We start from the raw sequence: 16,808 nt of genomic DNA, 5'->3' as shown, positions 1-16,808 counted from the left end.
TCTTTTGGCCGGCATTCCTCTTTTTACGGCACAAAAAAAAACGAAAAGGAGACCCCTTTCGTTTTACGCATGGAAGACGAAATCGCGGTCGCGGATCGTCATCAGCTCTTTTTTGTCATAGCGCCCTTCGTGCAGAAGACGGACCGCCTGCTTGCGGATCGCTTTTTCGATCAAATTGCGCACATAGCGGCCGTTGCTGAACTTGAGGCGGCCGGTCGCTTCCAGCGTCCCTTCGAGATGAATGTACAGTTTCCGCTCCGCTTCCGGCGTCATTTCATACTCGCGTTCGCGCAGCATTTGTTTGGCGATTTGCACGAGCTCTTCGACGGTATAGTCCGGAAACTCGATCGTCAGCGGAAAGCGCGACGGCAACCCTGGGTTCAACGATAAAAAATAGTCCATTTCTTTCGGATAGCCGGCCAAAATCACAACCAAGTCGTCGCAATAGTCTTCCATCCCTTTGACAAGCGTGTCAATCGCTTCTTTGCCGAAATCTTTTTCGCCCCCGCGGGCGAGCGAATACGCTTCATCGATGAACAAAATTCCGCCGCGCGCTTTTTTGATCAAATCGCGCGTTTTGCTCGCCGTATGCCCGATGTACTCTCCGACCAAATCGGCCCGCTCCGCCTCGATGAAATGCCCTTTGGACAGCACGTTCATCTCAAAAAACAGCTTGCCGAGCAAGCGCGCCACCGTCGTTTTGCCGGTGCCGGGATTGCCTTTAAAAATCATATGGAGCGCCTGGCGGTTCGCTTTTAAGCCGTTTTCTTTGCGCATCCGGTTAATGTACAGCCAGGCGTAAATTTCCTTGACAATTTTTTTGACATGATCGAGCCCGATCAATTGGTCAAGTTCTTTCTGGATGTTGCGAAGCGCCTGATGCTCTTCGCCATCGAGCCAGTCGTTTCTCTCTTCTTTCACTAAATGGTTTACCGTTTTGGAGTTCAACACGATGTTGATTTGCCCTTTCGCCTTGTTCATCGTCAATTCCGACAAAGGGCGTCACCTCGCTTCCCGTTTTCTGCCATCCGCACACGTTCCGCATTCGCTGCCGGCGCCTCGCGCTTTTGCTATTAGTATACGTACGCCGCCGCCGATCCGTGACAATCGCCCAAGCGAACAGCGGGTCGGCTATAGCGGAAAAAGTTTGTATATGTTTATTCACAAAAGCGGCGGTTTACGCCTGAATTCACCTCGTCCCTCACTTCCCTTCGGGTGACGCAGGAGCTTGTCGATCAAATAGCGGGCGCGGAAGGAAAACGGAAAATGGCAAAAAGCGCCCTCCGCGAAGGAAGGCGCCTTTTTTCGGCGGCATATGTACCGTCGGTCTTACTGTTCGGTTTCAAAATGGATGTTCCGCTCCGGCGCAAACGTCGAAATGGCGTGCTTGTAAATGAGCTGTTGTTTTCCTTGCACTTCCAAAAGTACGGTGAAGTTGTCAAACCCTTTAATGTACCCGCGCAGTTGGAAGCCGTTCAATAAGAAGACGGTCACTTGAATGCCCTCTTTGCGCAGCTGGTTTAAAAACTGGTCTTGAATATTGATCGTATTTTTCATCAAACGTCCTCCTCTTTTCTCTCTAAGGATATACTTATATATTCGCTTCAAGTTGAAGCTTTCCTGCTACATAGCGAGAAATTTCCTGCACCTTGGCGGCGAACTGCTCGGCGTCGGTCATGTCAAACCATTTCACCGGCATTTGGTTGCGAAACCAAGTGAGCTGCCGTTTCGCATAGCGGCGCGAATTTTGTTTCAGCTGCTCGATCGCTTCATCAAGGGAAACGCGGCCGTCAAAATAGTCGTACAGCTCCTTGTAGCCGATGGCTTGCACCGCCTGGCAGTCGCGCAGGCCGCGGTCATAAAGCGCTCTCGCCTCTTCGATCAACCCTGCGGCGATCATCTCATCGACCCGCTCGTTGATGCGGCGGTAAAGCGCCTCCCGCTCCGCCGTCAAGCCAACGATGGCCGCCTCATACAAAAGCCGCTTTGACTGCCCTTGCTGCCACTCGCTGAACGGCTTCCCGGTGCAATGATACACTTCTAAGGCGCGGATGACGCGGCGGATGTTGTGCGGATGAATGCGGGCCGCACTTATTGGATCAACCGCCTCAAGCCGCCGGTGAAGCGCTTCGGCTCCTTGCTCGGCCGCCAGCTGTTTGAGCGCCCGGCGGTACGCTTCGTCGGAAGGGGCGGCGGAAAATTGGTAATCGTAAAGGGCTGCCTGAATGTACAGCCCGGTGCCGCCGACGATGATCGGCAACCGGCCGCGCGCCGAAATCTCGGTGATGAGCGCACGGCAAAGCCGCTGAAATTCGACGACGGAAAACGGTTCGCACGGCTCTTTGATGTCCAGCAAATGATGCGGGATTCCTTCCATCTCATCGGGCTTCACTTTCGCCGTGCCAATGTCCATCCCTTTATAAATTTGCATCGAATCGCCGCTGATGACCTCTCCGCCCAGCTTTTTCGCCAACGCGATGCCGAGCTTCGTTTTGCCGACCGCCGTCGGCCCGACGATGACGGCGACTTTTTCAGCCATAGCGCGTCACTGCTTTCTGTTGTGGGACTTGTGTCAACCATCATTATACATAAAAACAGCTGTGCATGGAACCATTTCTTTCATACGTTTTCGCCATCCACAAATCGTTTTATACATGGCAACGCGAAAAATCGCCTTTCTTCCCTTTCGCCATAACCATATGGAAAAAAATGAACGCCATAAAAGGCGCTCATCATAATGAAAACTTGTTGACAATCGCCTGCAAATCGTCCGCCATTTTCGAGAGCGACGCGGCCGAAGCCGAAATTTCCTCCATCGACGCCAACTGTTCTTCGGTCGCCGCCGACACTTCCTGGGCGCCGGCGGACGTCGATTCGGCCACATCAGCGACAAGCCGGACAGAGCGGGCGATTTGCTCGGAAGAAGCGGCCATCTCGCTGACCGCCGACGATACGTCGCGAATTTGCACAGCGACTTCATCGACGGCAGCGCGAATGCGGGCAAATGTTTCCCCGGAAGCGCGAATGACCCCCGTTCCGCTCGCCACCTCATGGACGACCGACTCCATCGATTGGACGGCACGAGCCGTTTCGTCTTGAATAGCGGCGATCAGCTCGGCGATTTGCTGCGCCGATTCCGCCGACTGCTCGGCGAGTTTGCGCACCTCATCGGCGACGACGGCAAAGCCGCGCCCGTGCTCCCCGGCGCGCGCCGCCTCAATCGCGGCATTTAACGCAAGCAAATTCGTCTGCGCCGCAATATTGCGGATCGCTTCGATGATGGAGCCGATTTGCTCGGAACGGTGGCCAAGCCCTTTAATGAGGTCAGCCAGCCGCTCGACCGTATCGTTCACTTTGTTCATTTGCGCGACGCCCGCCTCGATCGTTTGCCCGCCCTCAGCCGCTTGTCTCGACGCCTCACTAGCGATGGCGGACACGCTTTGCGCCCGTCCGGAAATTTGCTCGATTCTCTCAGACATCGAATCGACGGCGGCGGACGTTTCTTCCACGCTTTGCATTTGCTTGTCCATGCCGGAAGCAACGCCCTGAATCGTCATGGCGATTTGCTCGGTCGCCTTGCTCGTCTGTTCGGCGCTCGCTGCCAGCTCCTCCGACGAAGCGGCGACTTGCTCGGCGTTTTGCGCCACTTCCTTTAGCACTTCGCGCAAATTTTGGGCCATTTGTTCAAACGAAGCGGCCAGCTCGCCGATTTCGTCCCGGTTGCGGACGCCGGTTTTCGTCTTGGTCAAATCGCCGGCAGCGATCCGACCAGCCGCATCCGACAGCACCAATAGCGGGCGGGAAAGCGAGCGGCTGATCCAATAGTTGGCAATCGCGCCGACCGCCACGGTCAATATGCCCACAACGATAATGAACTTCTGCACATCTGAAGCTTCATCATCCGCTTTTTTGCTTGCTTTGTTCATCTCCGACTGCTGGCTGGAAATAAGCCGGGAAACGACGTCATCGAACTGATTTGTAATGTCTCGACCCGTCGTCACAATGAGTGCATTGTATTCCGCCGTTTTGTTTTGATCTTTTAAATCAAACGTTTTTTGCCCCAGTTCGTAAAACTGCTGCTCCAATAAATCAAGCTGAGCCAGCCATTGTTTTGTTTGGGCTTGCGTCAACTCCGCCGCAAGTTTTTCGCTTATTTTCTTGTACTCCTCATGCGCTTTTTCAAAGTTTTTCCTTGACGTCTCATCGCCAGTCAACAAATAGCCGCGCATGCTGCCGACTTGGCGGCGGATGAGCACCTCCAGCTCCTTGACGTTGACGAGCTTCGGCACCCGTTTGTCAATGACATCGGTATATGTACCGTTCAGTTTGGAAATTTCGTAATAAGAAAAGCCGACTAGCCATACAATCAATACGTAGACAAGGCCAAACCCAGCCAGCAGTTTTTTGCGCACGGTCATTTTCATGTTCATTGGCAAATCCTCCGTCTGTGAATCAGTATGTTGTTCCATCTACATTATCGGATGATCACAGACAATGTTTAGGGTTTTTTTGGCTCTTTCGCCATCTTTGATGAAAAGGCCTGCTTCATTGAGAAAATCAACTGGATTTTCTCAATGAGCCTCCTCTTTCACCGTCAACTCGCAAAGAGCAAACAGGCCGCACCCATGCCGCTTCCCCGCCTTACGCCGTTCCTTCCGGCTGCCACGTGTTTCGGCCGGCTTCCGCTTCATCGCGGATAAAAAATGAGGTAATGAGCGCGATGATGCTGCCAATTAAACCAAATAAAAACAGGTGGCGAATGCCGGTCATAAAGGCCGACGCCTGCGCCAAAAACGCTCCCATCACCGTGACGCCGATCGCCGTGCCGATATTGCGGCAAAACATAAAAAAGGCAGTTGCAATCCCCTTTTCATGGGCATCAGCAAGCTGCTGCGAGCCGATAACGCCCACGGTTGACGTCAAGCCGAACGACAGCCCTTGCAAAAACATGATGAAAAAGACGTACCAAAACCCATGGCTTTCATTCAGCAAGGCGAGGAAAAGGCCGGAAGCGACAAGTAGCACGTTGCCGATGATGAGAAGCGGACGATAGCCATAGCGCAAAATCCACTTCCCCGCCGGCACGGCGGCGATCATCCAGCCGACCGAGGAGCCGAGCAAGGCGACGCCGCTGGCAAACACGGACAAGTGGGCGACATTTTGCAAAAAGAGCGGGATGTAGCTTGACGTCCCAAACAAGGCGACACAGCTGACAAAGCCATTAATGTTCATCCATTTGAGCGTCCGATGATGAACAAGCGACAGCGGCACAAGCGGAGATGGCTGCCGTTTTTCGAAATAATAAAAGACGACAAGCAACAACGCTCCGGCCGCACCGTACCACCATCGCCCCTGTTCAACGACCGTGACGAGCAAAAGCAAGCTGATCGCCGCCGCAAACAGCGCCGCGCCCATATAATCAACCGCCGCCCGCTTCGGTTCATACACTTCTTTATACGGAAGCAGCGTCAAAAGCGAGAGCAAGCAAATCGGAATGTTGACATAAAAAACCCAGCGCCATGTCGCATACTCGACAAACAGCGAACCTAAAAGCGGCGCCAACACGGCAGAAAGTCCCCACATGGCCGTAAAAAACGCTTGGATTTTTCCGCGCTTTTCCACGGGGAACAAATCGCCGGCGATAATCGCCGGAAACGGCATCATAAATCCGGCCCCCACCCCTTGCAAGGCGCGGAATAAAACAAGCTGCACCATGTTTTGCGACAACCCGCAAAAAAGCGAGCCGATTAGAAATAAAATAATGCCAAAGCTGAATACTTTTTTGCGGCCGAATAAGTCCGACAGACGACCGGCAATCGGCGACAGGACAGTCGTCGCAATCATGTACGATGCAAACGTCCACGCATACAGGGAAAATTCCCCAAGCTCTTCGGCGATGATCGGCATTGTCGTGTTCATGATGGTCGTATCCATGGACGCGACGAGCATCGCCAGCACGATGCTGACCATGACCGACAGGCGGCTGCTCATACAAATAACCTCCTTTTTTGGTAAACTACAAGTATTTTATTTTACACGATAAAAAATCATGGCACAAAATGATATGCGTCAAAAATTTGGATCGTTTGTATTCATTGTCGAATTTTGTTACCCTAAAAGTGCAAAGCCCCAAAACCGCTAACACGATCCTCATGAGATTATTGTACAAATAAGGAGGAATGAGATGAAAAAAACAACAAGCGTCTTTTCTATTTCCATTGTGATCGCCATTATGTTCATTATTTGGGGAACCATTCCGGAGTCCTCTCTGCCGCGCTATCATTTAAACGCGGTCAGCGGTGCGGTGCACACGTTTCTAATCGATAAATTCGGCTGGTTTTATTTGCTCAGCGCTTCGTTGTTTTTGGCGTTTTCTTTGTTTCTTATTTTTTCCCGTTACGGAAATATCCGCCTCGGCCGCGACGGGGAAGAACCGGAATACAGCTATATGACGTGGTTTGCCATGCTGTTTAGCGCCGGAATGGGAATCGGGTTAGTGTTTTGGGGAGTGGCCGAACCGGTGTCCCACTATTACACGCCGCCAACAGGAGAAGAGGCAACGGCGGAAGCGGCCCGTCTGGCCATGCGCTACTCGTTTTTCCATTGGGGGCTGCATCCATGGGCGATCTACGGCGTCCTTGCCTTGGCGCTCGCTTACTTCCAGTTTCGCAAGCGAGAAGCCGGGGTCATCAGCCGCACGCTGCGCCCGTTGCTAGGAGCGCGGACAGAAGGCGGTCTCGGTGTAGCCATTGATACGCTAGCCGTATACGCAACCATTTTTGGCGTCGCCACCTCGCTAGGGCTGGGAGCCATTCAAATCAGTGGGGGATTGCATCAGTTGTTCCCAAATATTTCAAACTCTATTTCAACACAACTGCTCATCATTGTGGTTGTCACGGCTCTGTTTATGCTCTCGGCGCAAACCGGCCTAAACAAAGGCATAAAATGGCTGAGCAACATCAACATTGCGCTCGCATTGTTGCTTATGTTGTTCATGCTGTTTGCCGGTCCAACGAATTTTATTATGGATGTGTTCACGTCGACGATCGGGACGTACTTACAAAATCTTCCCTCGATGAGTTTCCGGCTCAACCCGTTCGAGCAAAATGATTGGCCGAAAGTGTGGACCATTTTTTATTGGGCGTGGTGGATCGCATGGGCGCCGTTTGTGGGGACGTTTATTGCTCGCATTTCCCGTGGGCGCACGATCCGTGAATTTATGATCGGTGTCTTGGTGGTTCCAACGATTTTCAGCGCCCTTTGGTTTTCCGTGTTTGGCGGCTCAGCTCTTTATTTGGAGCAGTTCCAACATGCCGGCATTGGCGAGGTAATGAATGAAAAAGGAGTAGAAACAGCTCTGTTTTTTACATTCGAACATTTCCCATTCGCTCCATTGCTCTCGGGAATTGCCATTTTGCTCATTTGCACATTTTTCGTCACATCGGCAGACTCAGCAACGTTTGTGCTCGGCATGCAAACCACTAACGGCAGTTTAAACCCGCCAAATTCGGTCAAGTTCGTCTGGGGCATCATTCAATCGGCAGCTGCGACGATCTTGCTGTGGACTGGCGGTCTGCAAGCGTTGCAAACCGCTTCGATCATCGCTGCATTCCCGTTTGCGATCATCATGATTTTGATCGTTCTGTCCCTTATCCGTTCATTTCAGGAGGAAGTGACGCGAAAAGCGAAAAAACCCATCCAATAATGACCAAAGGTGTCCCTCAAGCAACGGGACACCTTTTCTTATTATAGGATGTACGAAATGATTGACAGGCCTTATGATTCCCTTGGTTGTGACGATCAGCAGCTGAAGCAACATCTTTGCACGGGATGCATAAAAAAAGGCTGCCCGCCAAAGCCACAAATGTGCTTTATGCGAGCAGCCTTCCGCCGCATTCGGTTATGTTTAAGCCGACGTCCATACGCATCCCGTTAGTTAAGCACCCGGACCGCTTTTACAAACCGCGTTTTCCAATATGAGGACGTGAGCGACGAATACGTGACACCGAGCGAAACGGTGGCGTTGATCATTTGCCCGTTGCCAGCATAAATGCCGACGTGGTTGATTGTGCCGTTCGAATCGGTATCAAAAAAGACGAGATCGCCTTTTTGCAACTGGCCAAACGACACCGTTCTTCCCGCTTGCGCCTGAGCGATGGATGTGCGCGGCAGCGAAATGCCGGCTTCGCCAAAAACGCGCATCGTAAACGATGAGCAGTCAAACACATCGGTGCGCGACGGGCTTGCTCCGTACAAATAGCGCGCCCCTAAATATTTTTCCGCAATATCGATGATTCGGTCGGCAAGCGATGCGGAGGACTCAGCGGCAGCCGAGTTGGCGGCCGACACCTGCTGCTTGGCCTCCCGGACATCAGCCGTTCCGCCCGCCACTTTAATGGCTTGGCCAATGCGAATAATGTTCGGGTTTGTAATTTGTGGATTCAGTGCCAATAGACGGTCGACCGTCGTTTGAAACTTGTTCGCAATCCCAAGCAGCGTATCCCCCGCCTGCACGATATACCGGCCGCTTGTCGGCACGGCTGCCGGCTGCACATTGTATGTATTGGAACGTTCCTGTCCCCCTGCTACTTGCAGCTTCTGCCCGGCGCGAATGAAGTCTGGGTTCGCAATGCTTGGATTGAGCTTGAGCAGCGCATCCACAGTCGTGCCAAACTTGCGGGCGATTCCGCTTAACGTATCACCAGGCTCGACCGTATATGTATTCGAAGAAGATTCGTTCGATTCATTTGGCTCATTGACGCGCAATACTTGTCCGGGAAAAATCAAATCCGAAGACAAATCGTTTTCTTGCTTTAACGCTGCGACCGTCGTGCCGGATTGCCGGGCAATCTTCCAAAGCGTATCGCCTTTTTGCACCGTATAGCTCGCCGCCGATGCCGCGTGGCCGGCCAACAACGAGCCGATCAACGTGCTTGTCAATACAACCGTTTTTTTCATGCTGCATCCCCCTATGACGTCGATGTATCCATCTTTATGTATCCATGTTTATACAAAATTCGCTATCACTCTACAAAATTCACCACAGTATTCCTGCACATGTGCCATTATAGTAAAATCAAAGCAATCCGTCTGTAACAGAAAGAATAAAAGTAGATTACAAAACGATTACAAAAAGCGCCCCCTTTGTCGCGCAAAGGGGGCGCAGGCTACATCACCCGTTTAAATAGTTTTTCAATTTCATATGTCGAAAAATGAACGATGATCGGCCGGCCGTGCGGACAAGTAAATGGGTCCGTCGTCTGCCGCAGCGCCTCAAGCAAAGCGAACAGTTCATCCTGGCGCAAATGTTGGTTTGCTTTAATGGCGCGCTTGCAGCTCATTAAGATCGCCGCTTGTTCGCGCAATTGCTTGATGTCGACCGTTTTGGCCGCCAACACTTGTTCGATCATTTCCTCGATGATTTCCTTTTCTCTCCCTTTCGGAAACCACGTCGGATGGGAGCGAACGAGAAACGCCCGCGGCCCAAACGGCTCAAGAAACACGCCGCAGCGCGCCAACTCATTGCGGCAGGCGGCGATTCGCTCGTACTCGTCGGCTGGATATTCAAACATCAACGGAACGAGCAGCTCCTGCACTTCCTTCGTGGCTTCGCCAAGTTTTTCCCGGAAATATTCATAGTTGATCCGCTCTTGAGCCGCATGCTGATCGATCATATACAGCCCATGTTCGTTCTCCGCCAAAATGTACGTCCCATGCAATTGTCCGATCGGATAAAGCGGCGGCAGGCGATCGGCCGCCGCTTTATCCTCCGCTTGCCCATCTGTCGGCAAGCGGAGGGCGCGCCGCTCTTCTCCCACCTCTTCCTCCTGCTTTCGCTCGAAAGCGGGCCCATGTTCGTCCGGTATTCCCCATTCATCCGTCTGCACAGCCGCGGATGGCCGCTCAGCCGGTGCGTCACCGGTTAGCGGCGCAAAAGGGGCGGTCGCATCTTCCCCGCCGCCGATGTCGCTCGATAAGACAGACGGCTCGCGGACGCGATGAATGAACGTCCAAGCCGCCTGCTCCGCCTTTGGTTTTGCCATCTTGCTGTCGGCAGATACGGACGGAATGAGCGTCCGCTCGCGAAATGCCTGGCGGATGGCGTCTGTGACGAGCTCATTCAGCTCTGCTTCCTTGCTAAAGCGGACTTCGAGCTTTGCCGGATGGACGTTGACGTCGACAAGCACCGGATCCATTTCAATGGATAAAAACACAATCGGATAGCGGCCAATCGGCAAGAGCGTATGGTAGCCGGCTTCAATCGCTTTCATGAGCGGCACGCTGCGCACATAGCGGCCATTGACAACAAGCGAGATGTAGTTGCGCGAGGCGCGCGTCACGTCCGGCGGCGAAATGTAGCCGCGAACGGTAAAATCGAGCGATTCCGCTTCGATGGGGATCATTTGTCTCGCCGTCTCCATGCCGTAAATGGCGGCGAGCACGTGCCGAACGTCGCCGCTGCCGTTTGTCGCCAGCAGCGTCTTGCCGTGATGGCGAAGCCGGAATGACACGTCCGGATGGGCGAGCGCTAGCCGGTTGACGACATCGGCTGCGTGGCCGAGCTCGGTATGGATCGTTTTCATATACTTGAGCCGCGCCGGGGTGTTGAAAAATAAGTTGGACACCGTAATCTCCGTTCCTTTGCGTCCGGCCGCCCGCTCGCGGGAGACGAGCGCGCCTCCTTTTAACACGAGCTTCGTCCCCGGTCCGCGGCCTGTGCCGGTCGTCAGCTCCACTTCGGATACAGAAGCGATGCTCGGCAGCGCCTCACCGCGGAACCCGAGCGTGCGGATGCGGAACAAATCGTGCTCGTTGTGAATTTTGCTTGTCGCATGGCGTTCAAAAGCGAGCAAGCAGTCGTCTTCCTCCATGCCGTCGCCGTTGTCAATGACGCGGATTTTCGCCATTCCCGCCTCTTCAAGCTCGATGTTGATGACCGTACTATGGGCATCAATGGCGTTTTCCACCAACTCCTTGACGACCGAAGCCGGCCGCTCGACGACCTCGCCGGCGGCGATTTTGTTTGCCAGCAGGTCATCGAGCTTGCGGATGCGTCCCATCGGGCCTCCCTCCTTTACTTGAGGAGCTTTTGCAGTTCATACAGTTTGTTGAGCGCCTCAAGCGGCGTCATCTCGAGCAAATTGATCTCTTTCAGCGCCGCGAGCGCCTTTTTCTCTTTGCTTGAAAGAGGCGGCTCCACAGGCGCCGGGGCAAGGTCAGGAAACATGCTCAGCTGCTCAAACGCCGCTTCCGCCAAAACGTCCTCCCGCGCCGCGCCGGCTGACGGACGGGAGGCCTTCTCGCGCTCAACCTTGCTGCCGACGTCTAACGCTTCGTTCCCCTGAAAAGCCAAACCCGCTTCCGCCAAAGCGCCATCGTCCATCCTGCCTGCGGCGGCTTCCTGTTTTCCCGCCGCTTTCTCCAGTTCCGCTAAAATGGCCCGCGCGCGTTCAATGAGCGAAGCCGGCAGCCCGGCCAGCTCGGCGACGTGAATGCCGTAGCTCTTATCGGCCGGCCCGTCGGCGATTTGATGCAAAAAGACGACTTTGCCGTTTTCCTCGATGGCGCGGGCATGGACGTTCGAAAGCCGCGGGAGCGAACGCTCCAAGGCGGTGAGTTCATGGTAGTGGGTGCTAAATAGTGTTTTCGCGCCGATATGGTCGTGAATGTACTCAATGATCGCCTGGGCGAGCGCCATGCCGTCGTACGTCGATGTGCCGCGCCCGATTTCATCAAACAAAATGAGGCTGTTTTGCGTCGCATGAGCGATGGCGTGGCGCGCCTCCAACATTTCGACCATAAACGTGCTTTGTCCTGCCGACAGGTCGTCAGCAGCGCCGATGCGGGTGAACACTTGGTCAAAAATGGGCAGCACCGCCCGCTCGGCGGGAACGAAACAGCCGATTTGCGCCATGACGGCGGTGAGCGCCACTTGCCGCATGTACGTGCTTTTTCCAGCCATGTTCGGTCCAGTGATGAGCAGCATTTCCCGCTCGCGGTTCATGTAGCAGTCATTCGGCACGTACATTTGCGCGCCGAGCACTTTTTCGACAACCGGGTGGCGGCCGCCTTGAATCACCAAGACGCGCTCCGTGGAAAACTGCGGACGCACGTAGCGATACTCGTCGCTGATCGTTGCGAATGATTGAAGCACATCAAGCTCGGCAATGGCTTTCGCCAACGTCTGCAGGCGCGGGATGTATTGCTTCACCTGCTCGCGAATGGCGACAAACAGTTCATATTCGAGTTCGATGCTTTTTTCTTCCGCCTCCAAAATGAGCGCCTCTTTTTCCTTCAACTCCGGGGTGATAAAACGCTCGGCGTTGGCGAGCGTCTGCTTCCGTTCGTAACGTCCTTCCGGAACAAGGGGGAGATTGGGCTTTGTCACTTCAATATAGTAGCCAAACACTCGGTTGTAGCCGACTTTGAGCGATTTGATGCCGGTCGCTTCCCGCTCCTTCGCCTCAAGTTCAGCGATCCACGCTTTGCCGTTGCGGCTCGCATCGCGGTAGCGGTCGAGCTGCTTGTCATACCCGTCTTTGATGAGGTTCCCTTCTTTGACGGAAAGCGGCGGCTGTTCTTGAATCGAGCGCTCGAGCAAATCGACGAGCTCTTCGCACGGGTCAAGGCGCTCGCACAGCTTGTCCGCTTCAGCGAGCGGCAGCGCGCCGACCGTCTGGCGGAGCGCCGGCACTTGAAGAAGCGACTTTTTCAGCTGCACGAGATCGCGGGCATTGGCGTTGCCGTAGGAGACACGGCCGACAAGGCGCTCAATGTCGTAAACGCCGCGCAGCCTGTCGCGCAGCTCCTGCCGTTCAAAATAGCTCGTTTTCAACGTTTCCACAAAATCGAGGCGCCGTTCGATTTCGCGCCGATCAATGAGCGGCCGGTCCAGCCATTGTTTTAAGAGCCGCCCGCCCATCGCTGTCACCGTTTCATCCAAAAGCCATAACAACGAGCCTTTCCTTCCTTTTGACCGCACCGTTTCGACCAATTCCAAATGCAGCTTGGAATGTCGGTCCATTTTCATATAGTGGTCAACTTGATACAACTCAGCCGGCTGCAAATGATCGAGCCGCCGCTTTTGCGTGCGGACGAGGTAATGAAGCAAACGGGCTGCGGCCTGCCGCAGCTTTTCTTGCGCCACATGGCCGATGACGCCGTTCCATTCGTCGCATAGAGATGTGTCGTCCTCATAAGAGACCGCCGCCCCGTACCGCTCTTTCAGCTCGCGCACCCACTCTTCGCCGCTGTCTGTGGCAACGATGATCTCCCGCGCTCCAACGGCGTGCAATTCGTTTGCTGCTTCCTCCCACGAAGAAAGAAGCGTCAATCGGACCTCGCCGGTCGACAAATCGGCGTAAGCCAATCCGTATGTACCATCAGCAAACGGCGTGAGCGCCGCCAAGTAGTGGTTTTCCTTCTCGGTGAGCCCTTTGCCTTCCATGAGCGTCCCTGGGGTGATGAGCTGCACCACTTCGCGGCGAACGACGCCTTTGGCCGTTTTCGGGTCTTCGACTTGTTCGCAAATGGCGACTTTATATCCCTTTTCGATTAACTGTTCAATATATCCTTGCGCCGAATGGTACGGCACCCCGCACATCGGCACCCGTTCATCGCCGCCGCCATCGCGGCTTGTGAGCGTAATTTCCAGCTCTTGCGCCGCCTTGATGGCGTCGTCAAAAAACAGTTCGTAAAAATCGCCAAGCCGGAAAAATAAAAACGCGTCCGGATATTGCGCTTTAATGTGCAAATATTGCTGAATCATCGGTGTGTACGATGGCATCGCTTCTCCCCAACCTTTTCGGCCCGAAGGCTCGTTGATTGCGCTACTATTATAACAAGCGGCAAAAGAAAAAACTAGGAAAGAAATTTCCTAGTTTTATTCTTCTTCGCCAAGCAGCAAATCTGGGCTTAAATCTTCTAATTCTTCATCAAGGTCATCCTCGTCGCAAAAATCGTCGTCCTTGCCGCAGCCTTCCGGATTGATGGCAACGCACACCTTCGTTTCGCCGATCACTTCGGCGACAAACTCCCGCTCAACATCGACGACGATTTTATTGCCGTTTGGCGAAATCGTGCACTCGAGGCAGTTCGGCTGCTGGATGACGCGGACGATGACATCGGTGTCATCGCTGATTAAATGATCTTTGTCGCGATATTTTAATTTGACGACGTCCGTATACGACACCGTTTCGGTGACGACTTCGGTTTTTGTATTGTGGTTGTACGAATACCAGACGTTGATGTCATAATGGCCGTGAATTTCGACCGTTTTATCGCATTTTTTCGCTTCATAACGGTGGTTGATGATCCAGCAGCCGAGAATGCTTGACGGGCGGTTCGGCGCCGTCACCGTATGGGTCGATTGTGTAAACTTGCGGCCTTTGCCGACAACGGCTTTCGTAATAATTTCTCTGTATTCAGACATCGAACGGAACCCTCCTCAAATGAATCTTCATTTCATCCTATGCGCCATCTCCGCTAATGTGCACAGCAAATGAATCATTATTCCGTATAGTTCATTGTATGCGCCTGCTCCGTTCGATGTGCCTTCTTTTTTGCCGCCAGATAGCCGCCCGCGGTTCGGGGAAAGGGAGAGCGCGCCCATAAGAAAAAAAGCGCCCCCAAAGGACGCTTTTGAGCCGCATGCCATTAATGGCAGCCGCCGTGTTTGTTGTAGCGAAGCGCGGCGCCGGTTTCGCCGCGCAGCACGTCGCCTCCCGTCGAAGCGAGAATTTCATCGGTCACCGTATTCGAAATCGTCGAGGCGACGAGCTGAAGCAGGTCGTTCACATCGGATTGGGACTGCTGGAATTCGCTGACGATCGGGATTTGCGACAACTCTTCGTAAATGGCGTCAATTTTGGCCTCAACCTGTTTCAGCGCTTCATGTTTTCCGTAATGCTGAAGGTTGACCGCTTGCTTTTGCAGCGATTTCAGCTCGTTGATCAACGTGCGCACTTTTTCGTTTTGGTGGATTTTTTCTTCCGCTCGTTTGAAAAAGTCGACTTCTTCCGTTTCGGCGATCATTTTCGCCAGCTGCTTCGCCTGGGCCAAGATATCATCCCGCGTATATTTTGCCATGTTCGTTCACCTCGATCGCTTCATTGACTAGCTCGCCCGTCAGCGTCCACGTCTTTGCCTGCGTAATGCGCACGTTGACCAATTGGCCAATGAGCGATTTGGGGCCGACGAAGTGGACGAGCTTGTTTTTGCGCGTATAACCCGCCAATACATCCGGATTCGTTTTGCTTTCGCCTTCCACAAGCACTTCGACGACTTGCCCTTCGTATTGCTTCATTTTCTTGGCCGCGATTTCTTGAACAAGGTCGTTGAGACGCTTGAGCCGCTCTTTTTTCACTTCCATCGGCACGTTGTCCTTCATGTTCGCCGCCGGCGTGCCTTCGCGCGGTGAATAGATGAACGTGTAGGCCGAGTCAAATTCGACTTCACGGTAAAGCGACAGCGTTTCTTCAAACTGCTCGTCCGTCTCGTTCGGGAAGCCGACGATAATATCCGTCGTCAACGCGACATCCGGAATGGCGGCTTTGATTTTGCGAACGAGCTCCAAGTACTCCTCGCGCGTATATTTGCGGCCCATCATTTTTAAAATTTCCGTGCTGCCCGATTGCACCGGCAGATGGATATGCTCAACCAAGTTGCCGCGTTTGGCGAGCACTTCGATGAGCCGGTCGTCAAAGTCGCGCGGATGGCTCGTTGTGAAGCGGATGCGCGCAATGTCAATTTTGCGCAGCTCATCCATTAAATCGCCAAGGCCGTACTGGATGTCGGTGAAATCTTTTCCGTAAGCGTTGACGTTTTGCCCAAGGAGCGTAATTTCTTTATAGCCTTGGGCGGCGAGCTGGCGCACTTCTTGGATGATGTCTTCCGGACGGCGGCTTCGCTCTTTGCCGCGCGTGTACGGGACGATGCAGTACGTGCAAAACTTGTCACAGCCGTACATAATGTTGACCCATGCTTTAATCTTCCCTTTGCGCACTTTCGGCAAGTTTTCAACAACGTCGCCCTCTTTCGACCATACTTCGACGACCATTTCTTTCGACATGTACGCCTCATGCAAAATGTACGGCAGGCGATGGATGTTGTGCGTGCCGAAAATGAGGTCGACGTATTGGTATTGTTTTAAAATTTTCTTGACAACCGATTCTTCTTGCGACATACAGCCACACACGCCGAGCAATAAGTCCGGGTTCGTCGTTTTGAGCGGCTTTAAGTAGCCGAGCTCGCCAAACACTTTGTTTTCCGCGTTTTCACGGATCGCGCACGTGTTGAGCAAAATGACGTTTGCCTCTTCCGGACGGTCGGTCGGCTCATAGCCGAGCGCCATGAAAATGCCGGCCATCACTTCCGTATCGTGCTCGTTCATTTGACAGCCATACGTGCGGATGTAAAACTTCCGTCCGCGCCCCATGCCGCGAAACTCTTCAGGAATCGCAAAGTCTTTGACGTACTTGACTTCCTCTTTGCCGCGTTTCTTCGCCTCTTTTAAATTCGGCGGGAGAAACACGCTCGTGAAATATTTCTCATAGTCTTTCGTCGTTTTTTCTTTCAGCCGGTCCAAGGCGGATTTTCTGTCCGCTGGATGGCTTTCGGTTTTGATTTGTCCCGTTTGCTCCAAACGTTGTTTTTCGTTCATAGCAATCTCCTTTCTTCACAAAATCATTCGATCATCCGGGACGAGCGGCCGCCTTTTCCTGTGCAGCCGGCCTCGCCTCGGCAAATTTCTTCCAACCACACACTACCATAGTATATCGCGAGCGGCAAGGAAACACAATGGGGTTTGT

The 16,808-nt window shown here is 53.4% G+C and carries 12 protein-coding genes; 1 reads left to right on the top strand and 11 read right to left on the bottom strand.

Annotation, left to right across the window (positions count from 1 at the left end; genetic code table 11):
- Positions 1-63: 63 nt before the first annotated feature.
- From spoVK to QWV57_RS06275, 5 genes are all read right to left on the bottom strand, one after another.
- Positions 64-996 (bottom strand): stage V sporulation protein K, encoded by a 933-nt coding sequence (gene spoVK, locus QWV57_RS06295; protein WP_020756046.1) that lies wholly within the window; start codon positions 994-996, stop codon positions 64-66.
- 333 nt (positions 997-1,329) lie between these two features.
- A complete protein-coding gene (gene hfq / locus QWV57_RS06290) occupies positions 1,330-1,557 on the bottom strand; it encodes an RNA chaperone Hfq (RefSeq protein ID WP_011230812.1) in 228 nt (75 codons plus the stop codon).
- 34 nt (positions 1,558-1,591) lie between these two features.
- Positions 1,592-2,539, bottom strand: coding sequence for a tRNA (adenosine(37)-N6)-dimethylallyltransferase MiaA (miaA, locus tag QWV57_RS06285; RefSeq protein ID WP_042382102.1), 948 nt, complete (start codon positions 2,537-2,539; stop codon positions 1,592-1,594).
- 193 nt (positions 2,540-2,732) lie between these two features.
- The gene (locus QWV57_RS06280; protein ID WP_033006253.1) at positions 2,733-4,430 is read right to left on the bottom strand and encodes a methyl-accepting chemotaxis protein; all 1,698 of its coding nucleotides are present in this window, start codon (positions 4,428-4,430) and stop codon (positions 2,733-2,735) included.
- A 211-nt stretch (positions 4,431-4,641) separates the two neighbouring features.
- Positions 4,642-5,991: an MDR family MFS transporter gene (locus QWV57_RS06275; protein ID WP_301101405.1), complete on the bottom strand. Its 1,350-nt coding sequence runs from the start codon at positions 5,989-5,991 to the stop codon at positions 4,642-4,644.
- A 193-nt stretch (positions 5,992-6,184) separates the two neighbouring features.
- On the opposite strand from QWV57_RS06275, the gene QWV57_RS06270 reads away from it, so the two are divergent.
- Positions 6,185-7,705 (top strand): glycine betaine uptake BCCT transporter, encoded by a 1,521-nt coding sequence (locus QWV57_RS06270; RefSeq protein ID WP_020756986.1) that lies wholly within the window; start codon positions 6,185-6,187, stop codon positions 7,703-7,705.
- Positions 7,706-7,932: 227 nt separating this feature from the next.
- Here the strand turns inward: QWV57_RS06270 and QWV57_RS06265 are convergent, their stop codons facing one another.
- From QWV57_RS06265 to miaB, 6 genes are all read right to left on the bottom strand, one after another.
- Positions 7,933-8,958, bottom strand: coding sequence for a C40 family peptidase (locus QWV57_RS06265; RefSeq protein ID WP_020754383.1), 1,026 nt, complete (start codon positions 8,956-8,958; stop codon positions 7,933-7,935).
- 209 nt (positions 8,959-9,167) lie between these two features.
- Complete coding sequence (gene mutL, locus QWV57_RS06260; RefSeq protein WP_060788124.1) at positions 9,168-11,060, bottom strand: DNA mismatch repair endonuclease MutL; 1,893 nt, start codon at positions 11,058-11,060, stop codon at positions 9,168-9,170.
- Between the two features lie 14 nt (positions 11,061-11,074).
- Positions 11,075-13,786: a DNA mismatch repair protein MutS gene (mutS, locus tag QWV57_RS06255; protein ID WP_020754381.1), complete on the bottom strand. Its 2,712-nt coding sequence runs from the start codon at positions 13,784-13,786 to the stop codon at positions 11,075-11,077.
- A 96-nt stretch (positions 13,787-13,882) separates the two neighbouring features.
- Positions 13,883-14,431, bottom strand: a complete 549-nt coding sequence (locus QWV57_RS06250; RefSeq protein ID WP_015374452.1) for an outer spore coat protein CotE — start codon at positions 14,429-14,431, stop codon at positions 13,883-13,885.
- A 224-nt stretch (positions 14,432-14,655) separates the two neighbouring features.
- Positions 14,656-15,087: a YlbF/YmcA family competence regulator gene (locus tag QWV57_RS06245; protein WP_011230803.1), complete on the bottom strand. Its 432-nt coding sequence runs from the start codon at positions 15,085-15,087 to the stop codon at positions 14,656-14,658.
- Complete coding sequence (gene miaB / locus QWV57_RS06240; protein ID WP_013145701.1) at positions 15,065-16,660, bottom strand: tRNA (N6-isopentenyl adenosine(37)-C2)-methylthiotransferase MiaB; 1,596 nt, start codon at positions 16,658-16,660, stop codon at positions 15,065-15,067. Before miaB ends, QWV57_RS06245 begins: the two co-directional genes overlap by 23 nt.
- Positions 16,661-16,808 lie beyond the last annotated feature (148 nt).

Origin of the sequence: Geobacillus zalihae (assembly GCF_030414215.1) — a bacterium.
Lineage (GTDB): Bacteria > Bacillota > Bacilli > Bacillales > Anoxybacillaceae > Geobacillus > Geobacillus zalihae.
Note: the sequence above shows the minus strand (reverse complement) of the source record. Positions and strands in the feature narration are given on the sequence as shown.